Raw genomic sequence first — 16,150 nt, 5'->3', positions numbered from 1 at the left:
CGCAAGGAAGCCGACTCTGGAACCTGATCGGCTCACGCGCAGAACTCACGAAATCGAACGAAGGAATGTGACTGGCACGCCCTCTGTAAGGGCAGTCCGCACCGCAGGGGAGGGACCAGAAAAGTTGGGCGGAGATCGAGAGCTAGCCTCTCGGCCATCATCCACCCAAGTTCGACTAGTGGATAGAGGTCGAGACCGATTTGTTGCTATGAACTAACTTGCTTGCGGCACAGTGTGATCAACGTTGCCGCTGACATGCGAACTCCCGACGCTCACACCTAGGACCAGTGGATCTTCTCCGCTCAGCCCAGCGGACGGCTCCGATCATCGGGTCGGAGACACCGGATGGGACTTCGACACAGGCCTAGGGTGCCGAGCAGGCGGCAGCGTCCAAGGCCCGGGGGCCTGCGTGGTAGCGGTCGTCTATCAGTTCTTAATTGAGGGCGATGGCTATGGAATGGACAGCACATGGGCATACGGCCTCGGCCTGGCACGAATCACCTCTCGCGCCCATTGCGCATCGGGCTCGAAATCGGCGAGCACGGAGAGCGCGTTGCGGATCGCTTCGGCGATATCCGTTGTCCCCCAACGTGCGGTGCAGGCGCACCAGCCCGACCAGATCAACCACGTCCTGCGAGGCCGATGGAAGTCGCCGAGCAGCTTTGCCCGGCGAAGCTGAAATGCGTAATCAGCGCGTGCATTCAATGCGCCAATCGGGCGGCCATCGTAGTCAGGTTGTCGGCAAACGTCAGCACGAATTCGACGCACAGGTTGATCAGTTCGTCGCGGCTGATGTCCATACCGCCGTCGAGCCAGGCCAGGACCAATTCGGCGGCGCCGCCGGTGATCATCAGGGAGACCGCACTGACCAGGGTTTCACTGCCGGCAGGCGGGTCCAACAGTGCGCGTTCCTGTTCGGCGACGACATCGGCGATAGTGCGCATGGCGGCGGCGCGGCGTCGCATCAGGATTTCGCTGCCGTGCGCCTCGGCGAAAGCGATGCGGGCGCGGCGGGGGTCGTCCACGACGGAATTGAGGATGGCGGTGACGGCTGCCCGCGTTTTGGCTGCGATGTCCTCCGGTGCGGCGGCGAGTGCGTCCAGTGAGCTGCGGATCGCGGTGTCGACGATCTCGTCGTGTACGGCGGCGGCGAGTGCGTCGAGGTCGTCGAAGCTCTCGTAGAAGAACCGCGGACCGACCTTGGCCTGTTCGCAGACTCCGCGCACGGTGGTCGCGGCCCAGCCCTGGGTGCCGATGATGTCGAGGGCAGCGTCCATCAGCCGCTGGCGGCGTTCGTCGCGTCGCTGTTCGGCCGAGGTGCCGCGATAGATGCCGGTCGCTGCCCGTGTCACACACCTCAGTATGCCGCAACAGAAATAGGAATCAACCGTTTACGGAAACGGTTGATTCCTGTATGGTCCAGATCACACCACATCGCAACGGTGCGAGAGGACCACGAGCATGATGTCCACCCTGGGCCGACGGGCCAAATCCGCCGTATCCGCTCTTGCCGAGCGATATCCCTCGCAGACCCGCGCGCTGGCAGACCCGCTGCCCGACAGCGGATTACGGCCGATCATGGGCGATTACGGTGTCCCAGTCATCGGACACGCCATACCCGCGATGAGCGACAGTCTCGATTTCGCCCGCCGCCGCTTCGACAAATACGGGCCGGTGCACTGGGTCGGGATTGCCGGGCGAAGCGTCGTCATGGTCGCCGGACCGGAAGCCACCGAAGAGGTACTCGCCGACCGCGACAAGGTGTATTCCGCGCAACGCGGCTACACCTTCTTCATCGGCCCGTTCTTCCACGGCGGCATCCTGCTGCGCGACTTCGAGGAACACCGCTATCACCGTCGGATTTTGCAGCAGGCCTTTACCCGGCCGCGGTTGGTCGGCTATCTCGATATCACCAGTCCGGCCATTGCGCGCGGTATGCGCGAATGGACACCGAATCGCGATTTCCAGCTCTATCCGGCGGCCAAACACCTGCTGCTCAGCTTGTCCTCGGAAGTGTTCATGGGGGCGAATCTCGGGTCGGAGGCCGCCGGGCTGGAGCGGGCGTTCATCGATGCGGTGCGGGGCGGCCAGGCGCTGGTGCGCACGAATCTGCCCGGCGGTCTGTGGGCACGCGGACTGCGCGGGCGCGCGGTGCTGGAGGATTATTGTCGTCGCGAACTGCCTGCCAAACGCGCGGGAAATGGCGAGGATCTGTTCAGCGTGTTGTGCCGCACCGCGTCCGAGGAGGGCCATACGTTCACCGACCAGGATATCGTCGACCATCTGATCTTCGTCCTGCTCGGCGCGCACGACACCAGCACGATCGCGGTGTCGATGATGGGGTATCAGCTCGGATTGCATCCCGAATGGCAGGACCGGCTGCGCTCCGAATCGCAGGCGTTGGGCAAGGAGTCACTCGACTATGCCGATCTGGACCGGCTGCCGACCCTGGAGCTGGTCTTCAAAGAGATTCTGCGGATGTACTCCCCTGTCGGGCAGCAGATCCGCGAAACCGTGCGGGATACCGCGATTCAGGGTCAGTTCGTCCCCGCTGACACCTTGGTGATGATCGGCTCGTACTCGGCCATGCGCCAGGCCCGCTGGTGGAACGACCCCGACGTGTTCGATCCCGAACGGTTCACGACCGAACGGCACGAGGACAAGGCTCACCGCTATACCTGGGCCCCTTTCGGTGGTGGCGCACACAAATGCATCGGACTCTATTTCGGCGGTATGACAGTCAAGGCGATCATGCACCGCATGCTGTTGAACTACCGCTGGACCGTGCCCGCCGACTACACGCCGCCGATGGGCTGGGCGACCGGCCCTATCCCCCTCGATGGCCTACCCATCCGACTCGAACACCTCGGCGCCTCGGGGTCGGCATGAAGATCGCCGCCGACCGCACCCGTTGCGAGGGCCACGGCATGTGCGAAGCATTGCTGCCCGATATATTTCGGGTCGACGACGAAGGCAACGTGACGGTGCTGACGGAACAGGTAGCCGAAGCCGAACTCGACGACGTGCGGCTGGCGGTCGACAGCTGCCCGGTGGAGGCCCTGCGCCTGTTCGACTGAAGCACACTCGCGCCGGCCCTGGCCACGGGTAGGGACCGCTTATCTGTGGTACAGGCGACGTGCCATGATCGATAAGTTGAAGAACGTGGGCGATTCGGCATTCGATCGAGCCGAGTTCGATCGGCTACTCTGCTCGCCGCACGCGGAGTTGCACATGCACTGCTCTCGGCTTTTCGGCTCGGCGCACCACACCGATGACGCCTGACAGCAGGCATTGCTACCGATAGCAGCTCGTCGGCGAGCTCAGTCCCAGTCGCCTACGAATGGGCGGCCACCATCGCCTGCGGCAGGATCGACGAAATAGGCCGGATCGCGAAGAAAACCAACACCCCGTTGCCCTTCTCGAGGAGAAACTCAATGCGCGCACGTCGCTTGTCGCGTCGTTTCCTGACCGCGGCGGCCGCGGTCCTGCTCACAGTGACCGGGTGCGTCTCCACAGCGTCGGCCTCGCCGGCGGCCGGAGACCGGCGGCCGAACGTGGTGATGATCCTGGCCGACGACCTGGACGCGGCAACCACCCCGGTGTGGCAAGCGATGCCGCGCACCGCGGCACTGATCCGTGACCGCGGAGTGGAGTTCACCGACGGCTTCGCGCCGATGCCGATCTGCTGCGCGGCCCGCGCTTCCATCCTGACCGGCGAATACGGGCACAACACCGGTGTCCTCACCAACGCCGGCGAGGTCGGTGGCTTCGACACCTTCCGCGCGCGCGGCAACGAATCCCACACCATCGCCACCACCCTGCACGACGCCGGATACCGCACCGGCATGGCCGGGAAATATCTCAACGGCCTCGAACACGACCCCGGCCACATCCCGCCCGGCTGGGACGACTGGAACGCCGGAGTCGACAACTTCCTGTACTCCGGCTACAACTACACCCTCAACGAAAACGGGACCCGCGTGAAATACGGTGTGGCACCGGCTGATTACCAAACCGACGTGATCCGCGCCAAGTCCGAGCGGTTCCTCACAGACGCCGCCGCCTCCGGGCAGCCGTTCTTCTGGTACGCCGCCTCCACCTCCCCCCACTTCCCGATCCCGCCCGCACCCCGCCACCTGCCCAGCACCCAGCCCACCCTCGCCCCGCGGTCACCGAACTATCAAGAACCCGACGTGTCCGACAAACCCTCATGGCTGATCGACACCGCCGACGCGAGGGCCGCGACGATCGCCGCGACCAACGACATCGACTACACCAACCGCCTCGGCGCTCTCAAATCACTCGACGACATGGTCGCGGGAATCGCCGAAACCCTCGAACGAACCGGCGAACTCGACAACACCTACCTGATCTTCACCTCCGATAACGGCTACAGCCTCGGCGCCCACCGCCTCACCCAGAAAATGGCCCCCTACGAAGAATCCATGCGGGTGCCCCTCGCGATCAGCGGCCCCGGCATCCGCCCCGGACGCAGCGACGCCATGGCCCTGTCGATCGACCTCGCACCCACCCTCTACGACTGGGCGAACATCCCCATCCCTGACCAGGTCGACGGCCGGTCCCTGACCCCCGTACTGTCCGGCGACACCATCGGCTGGCGCACCGATTTCGCCGCCGAATACGGTGGCAACGGCGACAGTGGCCGCAACGGAATCGCCCAGGAACAAATCCCCGGCACCGACACCCCCGTCATGTACGCACTCGACATGCCGTCCTGGAGCGCCGTGCGCAACCACCGGTACCTCTACGTACGCTGGTACGAACGAGAACGCCCCCTCGACCAGCGCGAATACGAACTCTACGACCTGCAGGCCGACCCCTACCAACTCACCAACCTCATCAAGACCCCCCAAGGCCGCGCGGCCCACGCCGACATCGTCACCGACCTCGACCACCGGCTCGGTGAACTGACCACCTGCACCGGACCCTCCTGCCGGTGACAACCCACCGGGTATCGGTCTCGTCGTTCACCGCGCTGCGCGGCATGCGCCGGTCGATAACCACCTACGCCACGAGCAAGGCAGGGGTGGCCGCCCTTGCCCCACCCGAGGGGGTTCAGTAGGCCCGGGAGAAGATCACCCGTTTGCCGTAGGAGGCCGGTGCGTCACAACGAACGCACTGGCCGCTTTCGGCGTCGCCGGTCAGCGGCACACACCGCGGCGTCGCCGCCGTGAGGGCCTTGATGTCGATCTCACACTGCGGTTTACCGCAGTGCAGGGCCAACGCCCAACCCGTCGCGACGGCCGCCTCGAACGCCGCCCAATCGTCGACAGCGCTGGTGTTCTCCTCGCGGAACGCGGTCGCGCGAGCGAGTAGATACGCCTGGAAATCGTCGAGGATCCCGGGCATGAGGTCAGGCAGGGTCGCCAAGTCGACCGACCGCTTGCCCTCCTCCCCCAAGCGCCGAACCATCACCGCTGTCCCGGCAGCGAGATCGCGCGGGCCGAGTTCGACGCGCACAGGGACACCGCGCATCTCCCACTCGTTGAACTTCCAGCCCGGCGTCTGGTCCCGATCATCGACGTACACGCGGACCCCAGCGGACCGAAGCTTGCCTGCCAGTTCATCGGCGGCCGCGACGACAGCGGCCGCGGCATCACCGCGCATGATCGGCACGATGACGACCTGGTGCGGCGCCAGGCGCGGCGGCAGCACCAGGCCGCGGTCATCGCCGTGGGTCATCACGACGCCGCCGAGCATCCGGGTGCTCATTCCCCAGGATGTCGTGTGGCAGAATGTGTCTCGCCCATCAGAGGCGGCGTACCGGATTCCGAATGCCCGCGCGAAGTTGGTTCCCATGTAGTGCGAGGTCCCGGCCTGCAACGCCTTGCCGTCCCGCATCATCGACTCGATCGTGATCGTCTCGACAGCGCCCGCGAAGCGTTCACCGGGGGTCTTCTCACCCGGCACGACCGGCATCGCCGCCAGCTCCCGGGCAACGGTCTCGTAGATCCCGAGCGCCAACTCCATCTCGGCACGAGCCTCCGCCTCGTCGGCGTGCGCGGTATGGCCTTCCTGCCACAGGAATTCCGTCGTGCGCAGAAACATTCGCGGGCGCATCTCCCACCGAACAACATTGGCCCACTGGTTGAGCAACAACGGCAGATCGCGATGGGAGCTGATCCACTTCGCCATCATCTCGCCGATGATCGTCTCGCTGGTAGGTCGCACGACAAGTGGTTCTTCGAGCTCCTTACCGCCCGCGTGCGTGACCACCGCAAGTTCAGGCGAGAACCCCTCGACGTGGTCGGCTTCGCGTTCGAGGTAGGACTGGGGAATCAGGAGCGGAAAGTAGGCGTTCTCGTGACCGGTCTGTTTGATACGCCGATCGAGCTCGGCCTGTAGCAGTTCCCAGATCCTGTACCCGTACGGTCGAATGACCATGGTGCCTTTGGCCGGTCCGCGATCGACGAGGGCAGCCTTTACGACGACCTCGTTGTACCAGTTGGAGAAATCTTCGCTCTGGGCGGTAACTCCGCGCTCATCCCGTGCCATACCGACAAGGCTAACGCCCCCCACCAGCGAATTTGCTGGTCCTGGCTCACCTGCGGACCTGCGGATTTCGCGACAAGCGAGTGCGGCCGCGCGAGGGATAGAAGGGGCCGTCGCGACGTTCTGCGGGGCCGCGCAGTGGCGCTTGGAACGTGAACTTCCACCGACCTGCCTGCTGCTACGCGCGCGAGGTGCAGACCCGCGGCTGTAGCGAGGTGCCGCGCTGCGAGTTCCGCGATCACCGTTGTCCGCCAGCTGGTTTCATGAAGGACCACCGATACAACTTGGCGCACAACAGGGATGGGGAAACGGTATGCCGGAGAGCAAATCAGGGAGCGAGTCGATCGACTACCTCGAGGATCCGATCGGCGCCGCCCGGCAAGGCACCAACCCGACCGTGATCGGCCGACTGCGCAGTGGGTGGGCTGTCATCGGCAGCACACAGCACCTGCCCGGGTACTGCGTGCTCATCCACGACGGAAACGCTGACCAACTCACCGAACTGCCGCGGGCGGACCGCGTCACATTCATGCACGACATGGTGCTGCTCGGTGACGCGGTCGAACGCGCATGCCGTGCCGCGGACCCGGAATTTCTGCGCATCAACTACGAGGTGCTGGGCAACTTGTGGCCACACCTGCACGGCCACGTCCTCCCCCGCTACCAGTGGGAACCCGACCACCTCCGAGTAGGCCAGGTCGCCCTCTACGGATCTGACCGAGACGCTCCCGAACACCGGCTCGGTGCCCGGCACGACCCGTTGCGGGCCGCCATTTCGGCTGCACTGCAGGAAGTAGCCATCGAGGGCTGAAACCGTAAGCGTCGCTTGCCAACTGTCCAGACGGCGCGCGCGTCGATGCCCTCGGAAGAACGAATCCGCCCCTGGGCGGCACGCCGGAGCGGATCGGCCCGTTCATCGGAAGGGCTGCCGCCGCGGTCGAGGCGATCGGCGAACAAGCCCAACCGTTCGACGAAGCTTTGCTCGAAGACCTCGTTCTCGAACATCAGCTGCTCGACCGTGCCCGCTACGTCAAAGCACTCGCGACCACCGTTCAGAACGCCGGAGCGGCCACCGACAACGGCCGCGATTCCTGCTTCCGGCGCATCGTGAACACCGAGTGCGCCCGCGGCGATAGCACAGCCGCAGCGGTAGTCGCTGCCGATGAGCACACGCTTGCAATACAGGTCGGGCTGCTGACACACACTTCTACCGTCGCGAGCAATGCGCTCGGCCACCTGGCGCACAGGTGCGCGGCTGCCGCCCGCCAATTCGCGGCGCAGCACCCCGAATTGACCGAGGCGCTGCGCTCACGTGGCACGGTGATCTCGCAAGGCCAGTGGCCTTCACCCCGCTCCAACCTTCAGTTAAGCTGAAGGTTATGGAGCCTCTGCCACTGTGTCGCCTCAGTATCGTGCCGGGCGCCTTCCGTCTCGTACGAGGAGAAGGGTGCTGCGCGTGAGCTTCCGTCATTACCTACGCCGACCCCCAGCTATCAGCGCCGCCGAGGCGGTGCGCCTGGTCACGGAGGGTGCGATCGTCGTGGACGTCCGTCGTGACTTCGAGTGGAATCGAGTACACATCCCAGGTGCTGTGCACATGCCGCTCGAGGTGCTCCAAGCGCGCTGCATGGAACTGCCCGAGGACCGTCTGCTCATTACCTTCTGCACCGGCGGCCTTCGCTCCGCGGGCGCGGCGAACCTCCTGGTCGAGAACGGCTTCGAAGCGGTCAATATGAGCCGTGGCCTGATCGATTGGCGCGCCGCCGGTGGGCCGCTCACCCCGTGAGAAGGGCGCCCCGACCAGGCCGAAGCCCGAGCTCGGGCGTTCAGAGGTGGCGGTTCAGGACCACGTCCCGGTTTCTGTAGCACTCACAACCCTGCGACGCTTCAAAGGAAGGTAACGTTCGGTCGCCGGATTCGGTGATCAAGGCTCCTGGGCACTCGAGGACCCAGCGCCCTCGTCGCCGACGTCGGCCCCGCGCCCCGGAATACTGAGTCTCGTCGATGGGACCCGGTACGACGCCGCCCCATAACCGCTCGGGCAAACACCTGGAGCGGCGTCAAGACCTCCGCACTCCGACCATGCGGAGGGCGAGTTCGACATATCCCGCAGCGATGACATCCGCGTCGGAGTAGGTCTTGGAAGGAAACCATCGGCTGACATCGACCCCGAGTGAGGTGATTGCCAACGTTGCAACCCCAACATCGACGGGATCGAACTCGTCGGCCGCAGCGCCGGTTTCGATGATCTCGGAGAATACGCGAGACGTCGACCGGCGGATTTCAGCGATGACGGTGAAGTGCTCGGGCGACAGCGAGCGTAGTTCGTATTGTGCAACGCGCGCGCCGGTGTGGTTGTCGGCGTGCCACATGACATAGGCGTTCACCGTCGATATCAGGCGCTCAGTTGCCGAAGCCCCGGCGTGGTCGGCGTCGGTGACCGTATCCAGGACAGAACTGTGCCCTTCCAGGCTGATGGCGTAGAGAAGCGCTTCCTTGGTCTTGTAGTGCGGGTACACCGCTCCGGGACTCATGCCGATACTGGCGGCGATCTCGCGGGTACCGGCCGCACCGTATCCCTTGGCAGCGAAGACCTCGATGGCCGCGGCGCGTATCCGCGCGGCTGCCTTGGAAGTACCTAGTTCATCGCGAACCGCTGATCGTGATACGTCCACAGGACTCCGCCTCTCGGTCCTTGGGGTTGACATGTCGCCCTCCTCCACGCAGGATATGCGATCGTATAGAAACTATGCAATCGCATAGCTAATCGTTTGCTTCATCGCACAGCACCGCGACTAGGTGACCTCACCCTGTCCCGTCCGGCACACACTGAGGAAATGTCATGTCCACACCCATGTCCCGCCGCGATCTGGATTTCCTGCTCTACGAGTGGCTCGAGGTCGACTCACTGACCAGTCGCGAACGCTTTTCAGACCACTCACGCGAGACGTTCGACGCGGTACTGGATTTGAGCGCGAACATCGCCCAGAAGTGCTTCGCGCCGGTCAACAAAAAGGGCGACAGGAACCCGCCGTACATCGGTGCAGCGGGCCAGGTGGTACTGCCGAGCGAGATCAGTGACGGCCTCGAGCAGTTCCGCAGCGCAGGGCTCATCGCGGGGTCGTTCGACGAAGCTTTGGGTGGCATGCAGTTGCCGACTGTCGTCAACCGCGCGGCGATGACCTGGTTCCAAGCCACCAACGCGGCGATGTCGTCCTACTATTTCCTCACTGCCGCCAATGCGAGTCTGCTGGCGGAGTACGGCACCGCCGAGCAGATCGAGACCTGGGTCCGGCCGATGCTCGACGGTCGTTTCACCGGCACGATGTGTCTGTCCGAGCCGCAGGCCGGGTCGTCACTGGCCGACATCACCACCAAGGCCGTCGCGATGCCGGACGGCACCTATCGGATCACCGGCACCAAGATGTGGATCTCGGGCGGTGACCACGCGCTGACCGACAACATCGTTCACCTGGTCTTGGCCAAAGTCCCCGGTGGCGGTGCTGGGGTGAAGGGCATTTCGCTGTTCATCGTGCCCAAGTATCTCTCCGATGGGACGCGCAACGACGTCGCGCTGGTCGGTCTCAACCACAAGATGGGCAACCGCGCCACCACGAACGCACTGCTCAACTTCGGAGACGGAACCTTCGACCCCACTCCGGAATCCGGCGCGGTCGGCTACCTCGTCGGCACCGAGCACCGTGGGTTGTCCTACATGTTCCACATGATGAACGAAGCCCGCATCGGTGTGGGACTGCTGGCCACAGCGCTGGGGTACGCCGGCTACCTCGCCTCCTTGGAGTACGCCCGCACTCGCGTCCAGGGTCGAGCGATCGATGACGCTGCCTCGGCCGCGGACAGCAAGCCCGTCGCCATCATCGAACACGCCGACGTCAAACGGATGCTCTTGGCCCAGAAGTCCTACGTCGAAGGCGCACTGGCGCTCGGGCTCTACTGCAGCAAACTCGTCGACGAAGCCGCCACAACGACCGGGCCTGATCGTGATCGAGCGAACCTTCTCCTCGATGTCCTCACTCCCATCGCGAAGAGCTGGCCGTCACAGTGGTGCCTGGAAGCGAACAGTCTCGCGATCCAGGTCCACGGCGGCTATGGCTACACCACAGAGTTCGATGTCGAGCAGCACTACCGCGACAACCGGCTGAATCCCATTCACGAAGGGACGCACGGCATCCAGGGCCTGGATCTGCTGGGCCGCAAGGTCACGATGCACGCCGGTGCGGGCCTGACCCTGCTCTCGGACACCATCAGCGACACCGTCGACCGCGCCTCCACCGCGCCGGCGCTGTCCACCTACGCCGATGATCTGGGCAAGGCGCTGAACCAACTGGTCGCGGTCACCGCACAGATCTGGTCGGTCGACGACCGCGCCGCCTCGCTGGCCAACGCGAGCATCTACCTCGAAGCCGCCGGGCACATCGTGATCGCCTGGATCTGGCTCGACCAACTGCTCGCTGTCGGCGACCGGGACGGGGCCTTCTACGACGGCAAACGCGTCGCGACGCAGTACTTCTTCCGGTATGAACTGCCCAAGGTCGCCGCGCAGCTGACACTGCTGGCGCAGCTCGACCGAACCACCCTCGATACCGACCCGACCTGGCTGTGAGCCTCGTTCACCGCACCACCTCGACTACGTCCCAGGAGAACTCGATGTCCCTACTCGAAATGTTCGACATGACCGGCAAGGTCGTCATCGTCACGGGCGCATCGTCCGGACTCGGAGTGTCGTTCGCTCAGGGGTTCGCCGAGGCGGGCGCCGACCTCGTTCTCGCGGCCCGCCGTGCCGACAAGCTCACCGAGACTGCGGAATCCGTGCGCGCAGCCGGTCGACGAGCTGTCGTCGTTCCCGCCGACGTCTCGGTACCCGAACAGTGCCAGGCAGTCGTCGATGCGGCCATCTCGGAGTTCGGGCGCGTCGATGTCCTGATCAACAACGCCGGCGTCGCCTCCGCCCACCCGGCGACCCGGGAGACCCCCGACCAGTTCCGCGCGGTCATCGACGTCAACCTCCACGGCTCCTACTGGATGGCGCAAGCCTGCGGCCGCGTCATGCCGGCCGGCAGCTCGATCATCAACATCTCGAGCATTCTCGGACTCACCACCGCGGGCTTGCCACAGGCCGCCTACAGCGCCAGCAAGGCCGCCATCATCGGACTGACCCGCGATCTGGCCCAGCAATGGGGATCCCGCAAGGGAATTCGCGTCAACGCGCTGGCCCCCGGGTTCTTCGGTAGCGAGATGACCGACACCTACGACGACGGCTATGCCGCGTCCCTGATGCCCCGGGTCCTTCTCGGGCGGTACGGCCACGGCGAGGAAATCGCGGCAACCGCGGTATGGCTCGCCTCTGCCGCCGGCGGCTACGTCACGGGTCAGACCATCGCTGTCGACGGCGGCGTCACCATTACCTGAGCTCGCCGACCGCACCGACCATCGCACTCTCTCCCCGAGACAGATCGCTGCGCGGCGGCAGGCAACAACCCATCCTCTCCACTCCCTGCCATCGGCAGGCCGACCCGGCAGGATCGGCTTCGGCAGATCCGTCACGAACGCCGCAGTTCGTGACGGTCTTTGCCGCGACCCCAAGACTTTTGGGGCGACCTCGCGTCCATGCGCTGCGGTATCTTCCATGCGATCGCCGCACCTGGTCGGCGCGCAGAGGAAGCACACACCACATGTTCAACAAGTCCATTGCGGCCGCCACGCTCTCGGTGAGCGCCGCTGCCGTCCTCGCGGCACCGCCCGCCGCCGCCGACCCGGCCAACTGGGGCGCCGTTTCCCTCAGCGTGTGGGGCAACGTCTACGCGTTTTCGGTCAACCACCCGACGGAGGCCGACGCCGTTCAAGCCGCCGACCGAGCGTGCAAGGGTCAAGGCATCATCGACTGCCGGATGGTGGTGACGTTCGCGAACGGCTGCGGTGCAGTCGTGACGAGTCCGCTCGCGATCGTCGCAGGGTTCCCGATCGTGGGCTTCGGTAAAGGGTCGACCCCAGGGGAGGCATACGCTGACGCCACCCGCAACCTCCCCACCGGCACCGGAAGCGCCGGTTCGTTCAATCGCGACCACGCCTGCACCCGGCCGTGATCCAGGTCCCGCACGGTCCTCTGCGCGCGGCCCCTATCTTCTTCTGCCGCATGACTAATGGGCTGTTGAGCTTGTCGTGCATTCGAAGGTCGGCAGCAGATCACGCGCGCAGTTCCAGGGCAGTTCTCAGTCGAGCAGTGATCTTGTGGGGGCCGAGTCCTGGTGGAAAGTGGGCCGAATAGCGTTGCAGGACAGCGACTTCGGCTTCCGGGTCGTCCAGCTTGCGATAAACGAGGGCGGCGTGCTCGGTGATCCGAGCGGACGGTGTGGTTTCGATGATCGCGGATGCAGCGCTCAGGCGGGTATGCGAGGCATCCGTGCTATCAGTGTGAGCGCGGTGGTAAGCGGCGGCGAAACCGGCAAGTGCGCTGGTGAGGCTGATCGACAGGGTCGCGATGCCGATCACGGGCACTCGCCGCGGTGACTGGCCACCGCCAACACGCACACGGCCAACCGGCACCTTCAGTCACACAAAGCGATGATCGCGATCGAACAGAGTGACGACGCTGTGAGGTGCTTCCCGGCCGAAGAAGACCTCCAGATTCTGCGCCGAGCGGCTTGCGGCGTCGCTGCTGCGCGGGAAAAGCCGTTGCTCGTAGGCGGTGAGCGCGGCCTCGGTGTCGGATTGCTCGACCAGCTCAGCGGCCAGGTCGGCGCCGTCGTACATGGCGAGGTTTGCGCCCTCGCCGGCAAAGGGCGACATCAGATGCGCGGCGTCGCCAACGAGAGTCACGCCCGACACCCTGTCCCATTCGAACCCGACGGGAAGGGCGTAGATGGGTCGCAGCCACGGTTCTGCGTCGCTTTCTGTCACGAAGGCCGTGAGCAGTGGTGACCAGCCGTCGAACTCGGCGGCGACCTGGCGAAGGCCGGCGGACGGGTCGCCGAAGCTGATCGACTTCATCCACTCCTCAGGTTTGTTCAGCGCCCCGTATCCGCGCACGCGCCCGTCGGCGTAGCGATGGGCGATGATCCCTTTGCCTGGCGCGACCGCCATCAGGGTGCCGCTGCCGATCGCAGCGACGCCGGCCCGACGGTCCTGGCCGACCGCAGAGAGAGCGATCTCGATGAAGCAGGTTCCGCTGTAGCCAGGCTTGGCGGGGGCGAGCAGCGGACGCACCTTCGACCAGGCACCGTCCGCGCCGATGACGATGTCGGCTCGCGCGAACGAACCTTCCACGAAGGCGAGCTCGTAGCCACCCGCCACGCGACGCCGGACCGAGGCGAGCTTGTGCGCCCACCTGATCGTCTCGGGCGCCAACGAGTCGATGAGAAGGCGCCGCAGTTCGCCACGATCCACCTCAGGGCGGGCCGACTCGGGGTCGCCAGGCATGTCGAACAGGATCGTGCCGTGGCGGTCGACCACACGCTTGGCGTCCTCGCCTGGACGGACCAGACCGAGGAACTCGTCGTAGAGGCCTGCTGCGCGAAGCGCGACCTGCCCGGTCTCCTCATGAATGTCGAGCAGGCCGCCCTGCGTACGAGTCGTCGCCGAAGCCTCACTCTCGTAGATCGTTGCGGCGATGCCATGAGTCTGAAGCACCCGGGCTAGCGTCAGCCCGCCCAGTCCCGCTCCGATGATGGCGATGGTCTTCGGCATGTGCGCTCCTCTGTAGCGCCGACACGCGTCGGCGATGGTCAGCGCCGTGAGCGGACGGGATGTCCGGTCTCGGCAGGAGACGCTCACCGATCGGAACCATCCGAATCGATGTACGAGCGATGCCCGGCGGGGTGGTGGGCCCGCAGGACGTCGTTTTTCGCGACCCGACAACTATAGGCCCGGCATCCACGTCGCGCGACCGGGCCGCTCACGCTGCGCCGACAGCCGCCTGCACCGGCCATTGCGCAGAAGAGGTCGCTGCCGCCGCGCGGCCGCCCGCTGTCATGTCCGCTGTGCGGGCGATCGAGTGCGCCATCTTTTGAATCGAATTGTTTTCGAGGCAAAGGCGCGCACCAGCAACGGGGTTTCCACGTGAAGGTCGGAGTGCTACCTTCCTGAGCGTCTATTCGCGAAAGATAGCGAGGCATTCGATGGGATTGGTAGAGCGCCTGGACCACATCGGCATCACCGTGGCCGATATCGACGCCGTGACAGCGTTCTTCGTCAGCCTCGGGCTGGAAGCCGATCCGAAAATGACCGTCGAGGGCGAATTCCTGGACACGGTCATCGGCATGACCGATGCCGCCACCGAGATCGTCATGTTGCGCGTGCCCGGCGGCGATACCGCGCTGAAGCTATCGAGTTTCGCACGGCCGCAACACCTTCCGGGTTCACCAGTCGCGCCGGCCAACGAGCTCGGGCTGCGCAATGTCGCTTTCGAGGTGCGCGACCTACGGGCCGCTGTCGCCCGGGCCGCGGCCGAGGGCTACGGCCTGGTGGGCGGGATCGGCGAGTACGAGGGCGTGTGGCGAATGGCCTACGTCCGGGGGCCCGAGGGAATCATCGTCTCGTTTGCCGAGCGCATTCGGAATTGAGGAGATCTCGTGAGCACGACCGTGACCGACGAACAAATTCAAGCCCTGGCCGCCACCGCAGAGCCCTTCACCCTGGTGCTCCTGCACTGGGCGCCCGGGCGAATGGTCGACGGCGCGGACGCGATCGAACTCGAACACCAGCGACGGATGGTGACGTTGCGCGCTGACGGTGTGATCGCTGTTTTGTGCCCGGTCGCTTCCGACACCGTTGCCGGTGTCGCGATCATGACCGTGCCCGCCGAAGAAGCTTCGGGGCTCATGGCCGAGGATCCCTGCGTGCGAGCAGGCATGATGCGGTGCGAGGTTTTCCCGTGCCACGGCTTCCCCGGGGACGCCCTCCCCCTGTGAGCTCCGGACCGGGGCTCGAGCGAACCGAAGCGACAGACGCCGCATGTGCAGACAGCGCGACGTGGTCGAGGCGTTCCTCGATACCTTCCTTCCGGCTTCCCGGCAGAGAGCTGTGCGGGGCAAGCTCGTGCTCGTCACAGACTTGGTGACGATCCGGGCGGTCGTCGACGGTTCATGACGGTCGAGAACGCTGGTCGTCTCCGCTGCATGCGTGCCCGGGCAGCGGTGACGAGCGAGTTCGACTATGGCGGACAAGGAAACGAAGGTGGTATCGGAAAGGTCGACAACTAGTCGCCGACGAGCCGCCGCGAGGACGCGGTCTTACGGTTGGGGCTTTGATCACTGCGCCAGCCGCTGCACCGCACCGCGTGCGCTGGCAAACATTCGGCCATCCCGTATGCCGAATTCGAACCGCGCCGGCAGGACCGCCGACCGACCGGTTCCGACGCGCTCGCCGTGTTCGGCCAGAGTCACGGTCGCCCAATCGTGTAGCGGCGCCGGAATCCGGTACCTGACACCATCCTCGGCGACCACATAGCAGTAGGTCGTTTCGCCGGGCAGGGCCAGAGGATTGTGGATCGCGATCTGGACGACATCGAGGACCAATCCACCCTCCTCGGCGGTGAGCGTCGGCGGGTTCAAGTTGGTCTCCATACCCGAACGATAGCCCAGCAAATACTTGGACAACTCCAGCTCTGCGTAACCCGCAC

17 protein-coding genes and 1 pseudogene are annotated in these 16,150 nt (G+C 65.2%); 12 read left to right on the top strand and 6 right to left on the bottom strand.

Features of this window, described 5'->3' with window-relative positions; genetic code table 11:
* Positions 1 to 701: 701 nt before the first annotated feature.
* Complete coding sequence (locus ACWGCN_RS14245; RefSeq protein ID WP_452457214.1) at positions 702 to 1,352, bottom strand: TetR/AcrR family transcriptional regulator; 651 nt, start codon at positions 1,350 to 1,352, stop codon at positions 702 to 704.
* A gap of 109 nt (positions 1,353 to 1,461) precedes the next feature.
* On the opposite strand from ACWGCN_RS14245, the gene ACWGCN_RS14240 reads away from it, so the two are divergent.
* The 4 genes from ACWGCN_RS14240 to ACWGCN_RS14225 all read left to right on the top strand — a co-directional run bounded on the left by ACWGCN_RS14240 (position 1,462) and on the right by ACWGCN_RS14225 (position 5,083).
* On the top strand, positions 1,462 to 2,889 hold the full coding sequence (locus tag ACWGCN_RS14240; RefSeq protein WP_452457215.1) for a cytochrome P450: 1,428 nt from the start codon (positions 1,462 to 1,464) through the stop codon (positions 2,887 to 2,889).
* Complete coding sequence (locus ACWGCN_RS14235) at positions 2,886 to 3,077, top strand: ferredoxin (protein ID WP_378987379.1); 192 nt, start codon at positions 2,886 to 2,888, stop codon at positions 3,075 to 3,077. The genes ACWGCN_RS14240 and ACWGCN_RS14235 overlap by 4 nt, the downstream gene beginning before the upstream one ends.
* 357 nt (positions 3,078 to 3,434) lie before the next feature.
* Complete coding sequence (locus ACWGCN_RS14230; RefSeq protein ID WP_452457216.1) at positions 3,435 to 4,961, top strand: sulfatase family protein; 1,527 nt, start codon at positions 3,435 to 3,437, stop codon at positions 4,959 to 4,961.
* A complete protein-coding gene (locus ACWGCN_RS14225; RefSeq protein ID WP_378987385.1) occupies positions 4,958 to 5,083 on the top strand; it encodes a hypothetical protein in 126 nt (41 codons plus the stop codon). Before ACWGCN_RS14230 ends, ACWGCN_RS14225 begins: the two co-directional genes overlap by 4 nt.
* Here ACWGCN_RS14225 and proS read toward each other — a convergent pair.
* Entirely contained in the window at positions 5,077 to 6,516 is a 1,440-nt protein-coding gene (gene proS / locus ACWGCN_RS14220; protein WP_452457217.1) for a proline--tRNA ligase, read from the bottom strand. The genes ACWGCN_RS14225 and proS overlap by 7 nt on opposite strands.
* A 310-nt stretch (positions 6,517 to 6,826) precedes the next feature.
* Between proS and ACWGCN_RS14215 the strand changes: the two genes are divergently transcribed.
* From ACWGCN_RS14215 to ACWGCN_RS14205, 3 genes and pseudogenes are all read left to right on the top strand, one after another.
* Positions 6,827 to 7,324: an HIT family protein gene (locus ACWGCN_RS14215; RefSeq protein ID WP_452457218.1), complete on the top strand. Its 498-nt coding sequence runs from the start codon at positions 6,827 to 6,829 to the stop codon at positions 7,322 to 7,324.
* A 38-nt stretch (positions 7,325 to 7,362) separates the two neighbouring features.
* A pseudogene (locus ACWGCN_RS14210) lies at positions 7,363 to 7,560 on the top strand (ferritin-like domain-containing protein); the annotation flags it as partial.
* Positions 7,561 to 7,969: 409 nt separating this feature from the next.
* Positions 7,970 to 8,299, top strand: a complete 330-nt coding sequence (locus tag ACWGCN_RS14205) for a rhodanese-like domain-containing protein (protein WP_378987393.1) — start codon at positions 7,970 to 7,972, stop codon at positions 8,297 to 8,299.
* A gap of 274 nt (positions 8,300 to 8,573) precedes the next feature.
* On the opposite strand, the gene ACWGCN_RS14200 is transcribed toward ACWGCN_RS14205, so the two are convergent.
* Positions 8,574 to 9,188 (bottom strand): TetR family transcriptional regulator, encoded by a 615-nt coding sequence (locus tag ACWGCN_RS14200; protein ID WP_452457219.1) that lies wholly within the window; start codon positions 9,186 to 9,188, stop codon positions 8,574 to 8,576.
* Between the two features lie 167 nt (positions 9,189 to 9,355).
* On the opposite strand from ACWGCN_RS14200, the gene ACWGCN_RS14195 reads away from it, so the two are divergent.
* From ACWGCN_RS14195 to ACWGCN_RS14185, 3 genes are all read left to right on the top strand, one after another.
* Positions 9,356 to 11,137 (top strand): acyl-CoA dehydrogenase, encoded by a 1,782-nt coding sequence (locus ACWGCN_RS14195; protein ID WP_452457220.1) that lies wholly within the window; start codon positions 9,356 to 9,358, stop codon positions 11,135 to 11,137.
* 44 nt (positions 11,138 to 11,181) lie between these two features.
* On the top strand, positions 11,182 to 11,943 hold the full coding sequence (locus ACWGCN_RS14190; RefSeq protein WP_452457221.1) for an SDR family NAD(P)-dependent oxidoreductase: 762 nt from the start codon (positions 11,182 to 11,184) through the stop codon (positions 11,941 to 11,943).
* A gap of 263 nt (positions 11,944 to 12,206) precedes the next feature.
* Entirely contained in the window at positions 12,207 to 12,617 is a 411-nt protein-coding gene (locus ACWGCN_RS14185) for a DUF4189 domain-containing protein (protein ID WP_378987402.1), read from the top strand.
* Between the two features lie 100 nt (positions 12,618 to 12,717).
* Here the strand turns inward: ACWGCN_RS14185 and ACWGCN_RS14180 are convergent, their stop codons facing one another.
* Positions 12,718 to 13,023, bottom strand: a complete 306-nt coding sequence (locus ACWGCN_RS14180; protein ID WP_452457222.1) for a hypothetical protein — start codon at positions 13,021 to 13,023, stop codon at positions 12,718 to 12,720.
* Positions 13,024 to 13,083: 60 nt separating this feature from the next.
* Positions 13,084 to 14,217 (bottom strand): FAD-dependent oxidoreductase, encoded by a 1,134-nt coding sequence (locus tag ACWGCN_RS14175; protein ID WP_452457223.1) that lies wholly within the window; start codon positions 14,215 to 14,217, stop codon positions 13,084 to 13,086.
* Positions 14,218 to 14,648: 431 nt separating this feature from the next.
* Here ACWGCN_RS14175 and ACWGCN_RS14170 point away from each other — a divergent pair, with 431 nt between their 5' ends.
* Both ACWGCN_RS14170 and ACWGCN_RS14165 read left to right on the top strand, forming a co-directional pair.
* The gene (locus ACWGCN_RS14170; protein ID WP_452457224.1) at positions 14,649 to 15,092 is read left to right on the top strand and encodes a VOC family protein; all 444 of its coding nucleotides are present in this window, start codon (positions 14,649 to 14,651) and stop codon (positions 15,090 to 15,092) included.
* 9 nt (positions 15,093 to 15,101) lie between these two features.
* Complete coding sequence (locus ACWGCN_RS14165; RefSeq protein WP_452457225.1) at positions 15,102 to 15,440, top strand: hypothetical protein; 339 nt, start codon at positions 15,102 to 15,104, stop codon at positions 15,438 to 15,440.
* A 339-nt stretch (positions 15,441 to 15,779) separates the two neighbouring features.
* Here ACWGCN_RS14165 and ACWGCN_RS14160 read toward each other — a convergent pair whose 3' ends face one another.
* On the bottom strand, positions 15,780 to 16,094 hold the full coding sequence (locus ACWGCN_RS14160; protein WP_452457226.1) for a hypothetical protein: 315 nt from the start codon (positions 16,092 to 16,094) through the stop codon (positions 15,780 to 15,782).
* Positions 16,095 to 16,150 lie beyond the last annotated feature (56 nt).

This window comes from Nocardia sp. NPDC055050 (assembly GCF_053608345.1).
Note: the sequence above shows the minus strand (reverse complement) of the source record. Positions and strands in the feature narration are given on the sequence as shown.

Bases quoted from the DNA above. Each gene is read 5' to 3' on its own strand.
- ACWGCN_RS14240 (WP_452457215.1), top strand. From the start codon at position 1,462: ATGATGTCCACCCTGGGCCGACGGGCCAAATCCGCCGTATCCGCTCTT.
- ACWGCN_RS14235 (WP_378987379.1), top strand. From the start codon at position 2,886: ATGAAGATCGCCGCCGACCGCACCCGTTGCGAGGGCCACGGCATGTGC.
- ACWGCN_RS14185 (WP_378987402.1), top strand. From the start codon at position 12,207: ATGTTCAACAAGTCCATTGCGGCCGCCACGCTCTCGGTGAGCGCCGCT.
- ACWGCN_RS14175 (WP_452457223.1), bottom strand. From the start codon at position 14,217: ATGCCGAAGACCATCGCCATCATCGGAGCGGGACTGGGCGGGCTGACG.
- ACWGCN_RS14190 (WP_452457221.1), top strand. From the start codon at position 11,182: ATGTCCCTACTCGAAATGTTCGACATGACCGGCAAGGTCGTCATCGTC.
- ACWGCN_RS14215 (WP_452457218.1), top strand. From the start codon at position 6,827: ATGCCGGAGAGCAAATCAGGGAGCGAGTCGATCGACTACCTCGAGGAT.
- ACWGCN_RS14170 (WP_452457224.1), top strand. From the start codon at position 14,649: ATGGGATTGGTAGAGCGCCTGGACCACATCGGCATCACCGTGGCCGAT.
- proS (WP_452457217.1), bottom strand. From the start codon at position 6,516: ATGGCACGGGATGAGCGCGGAGTTACCGCCCAGAGCGAAGATTTCTCC.
- ACWGCN_RS14160 (WP_452457226.1), bottom strand. From the start codon at position 16,094: ATGGAGACCAACTTGAACCCGCCGACGCTCACCGCCGAGGAGGGTGGA.
- ACWGCN_RS14230 (WP_452457216.1), top strand. From the start codon at position 3,435: ATGCGCGCACGTCGCTTGTCGCGTCGTTTCCTGACCGCGGCGGCCGCG.
- ACWGCN_RS14195 (WP_452457220.1), top strand. From the start codon at position 9,356: ATGTCCACACCCATGTCCCGCCGCGATCTGGATTTCCTGCTCTACGAG.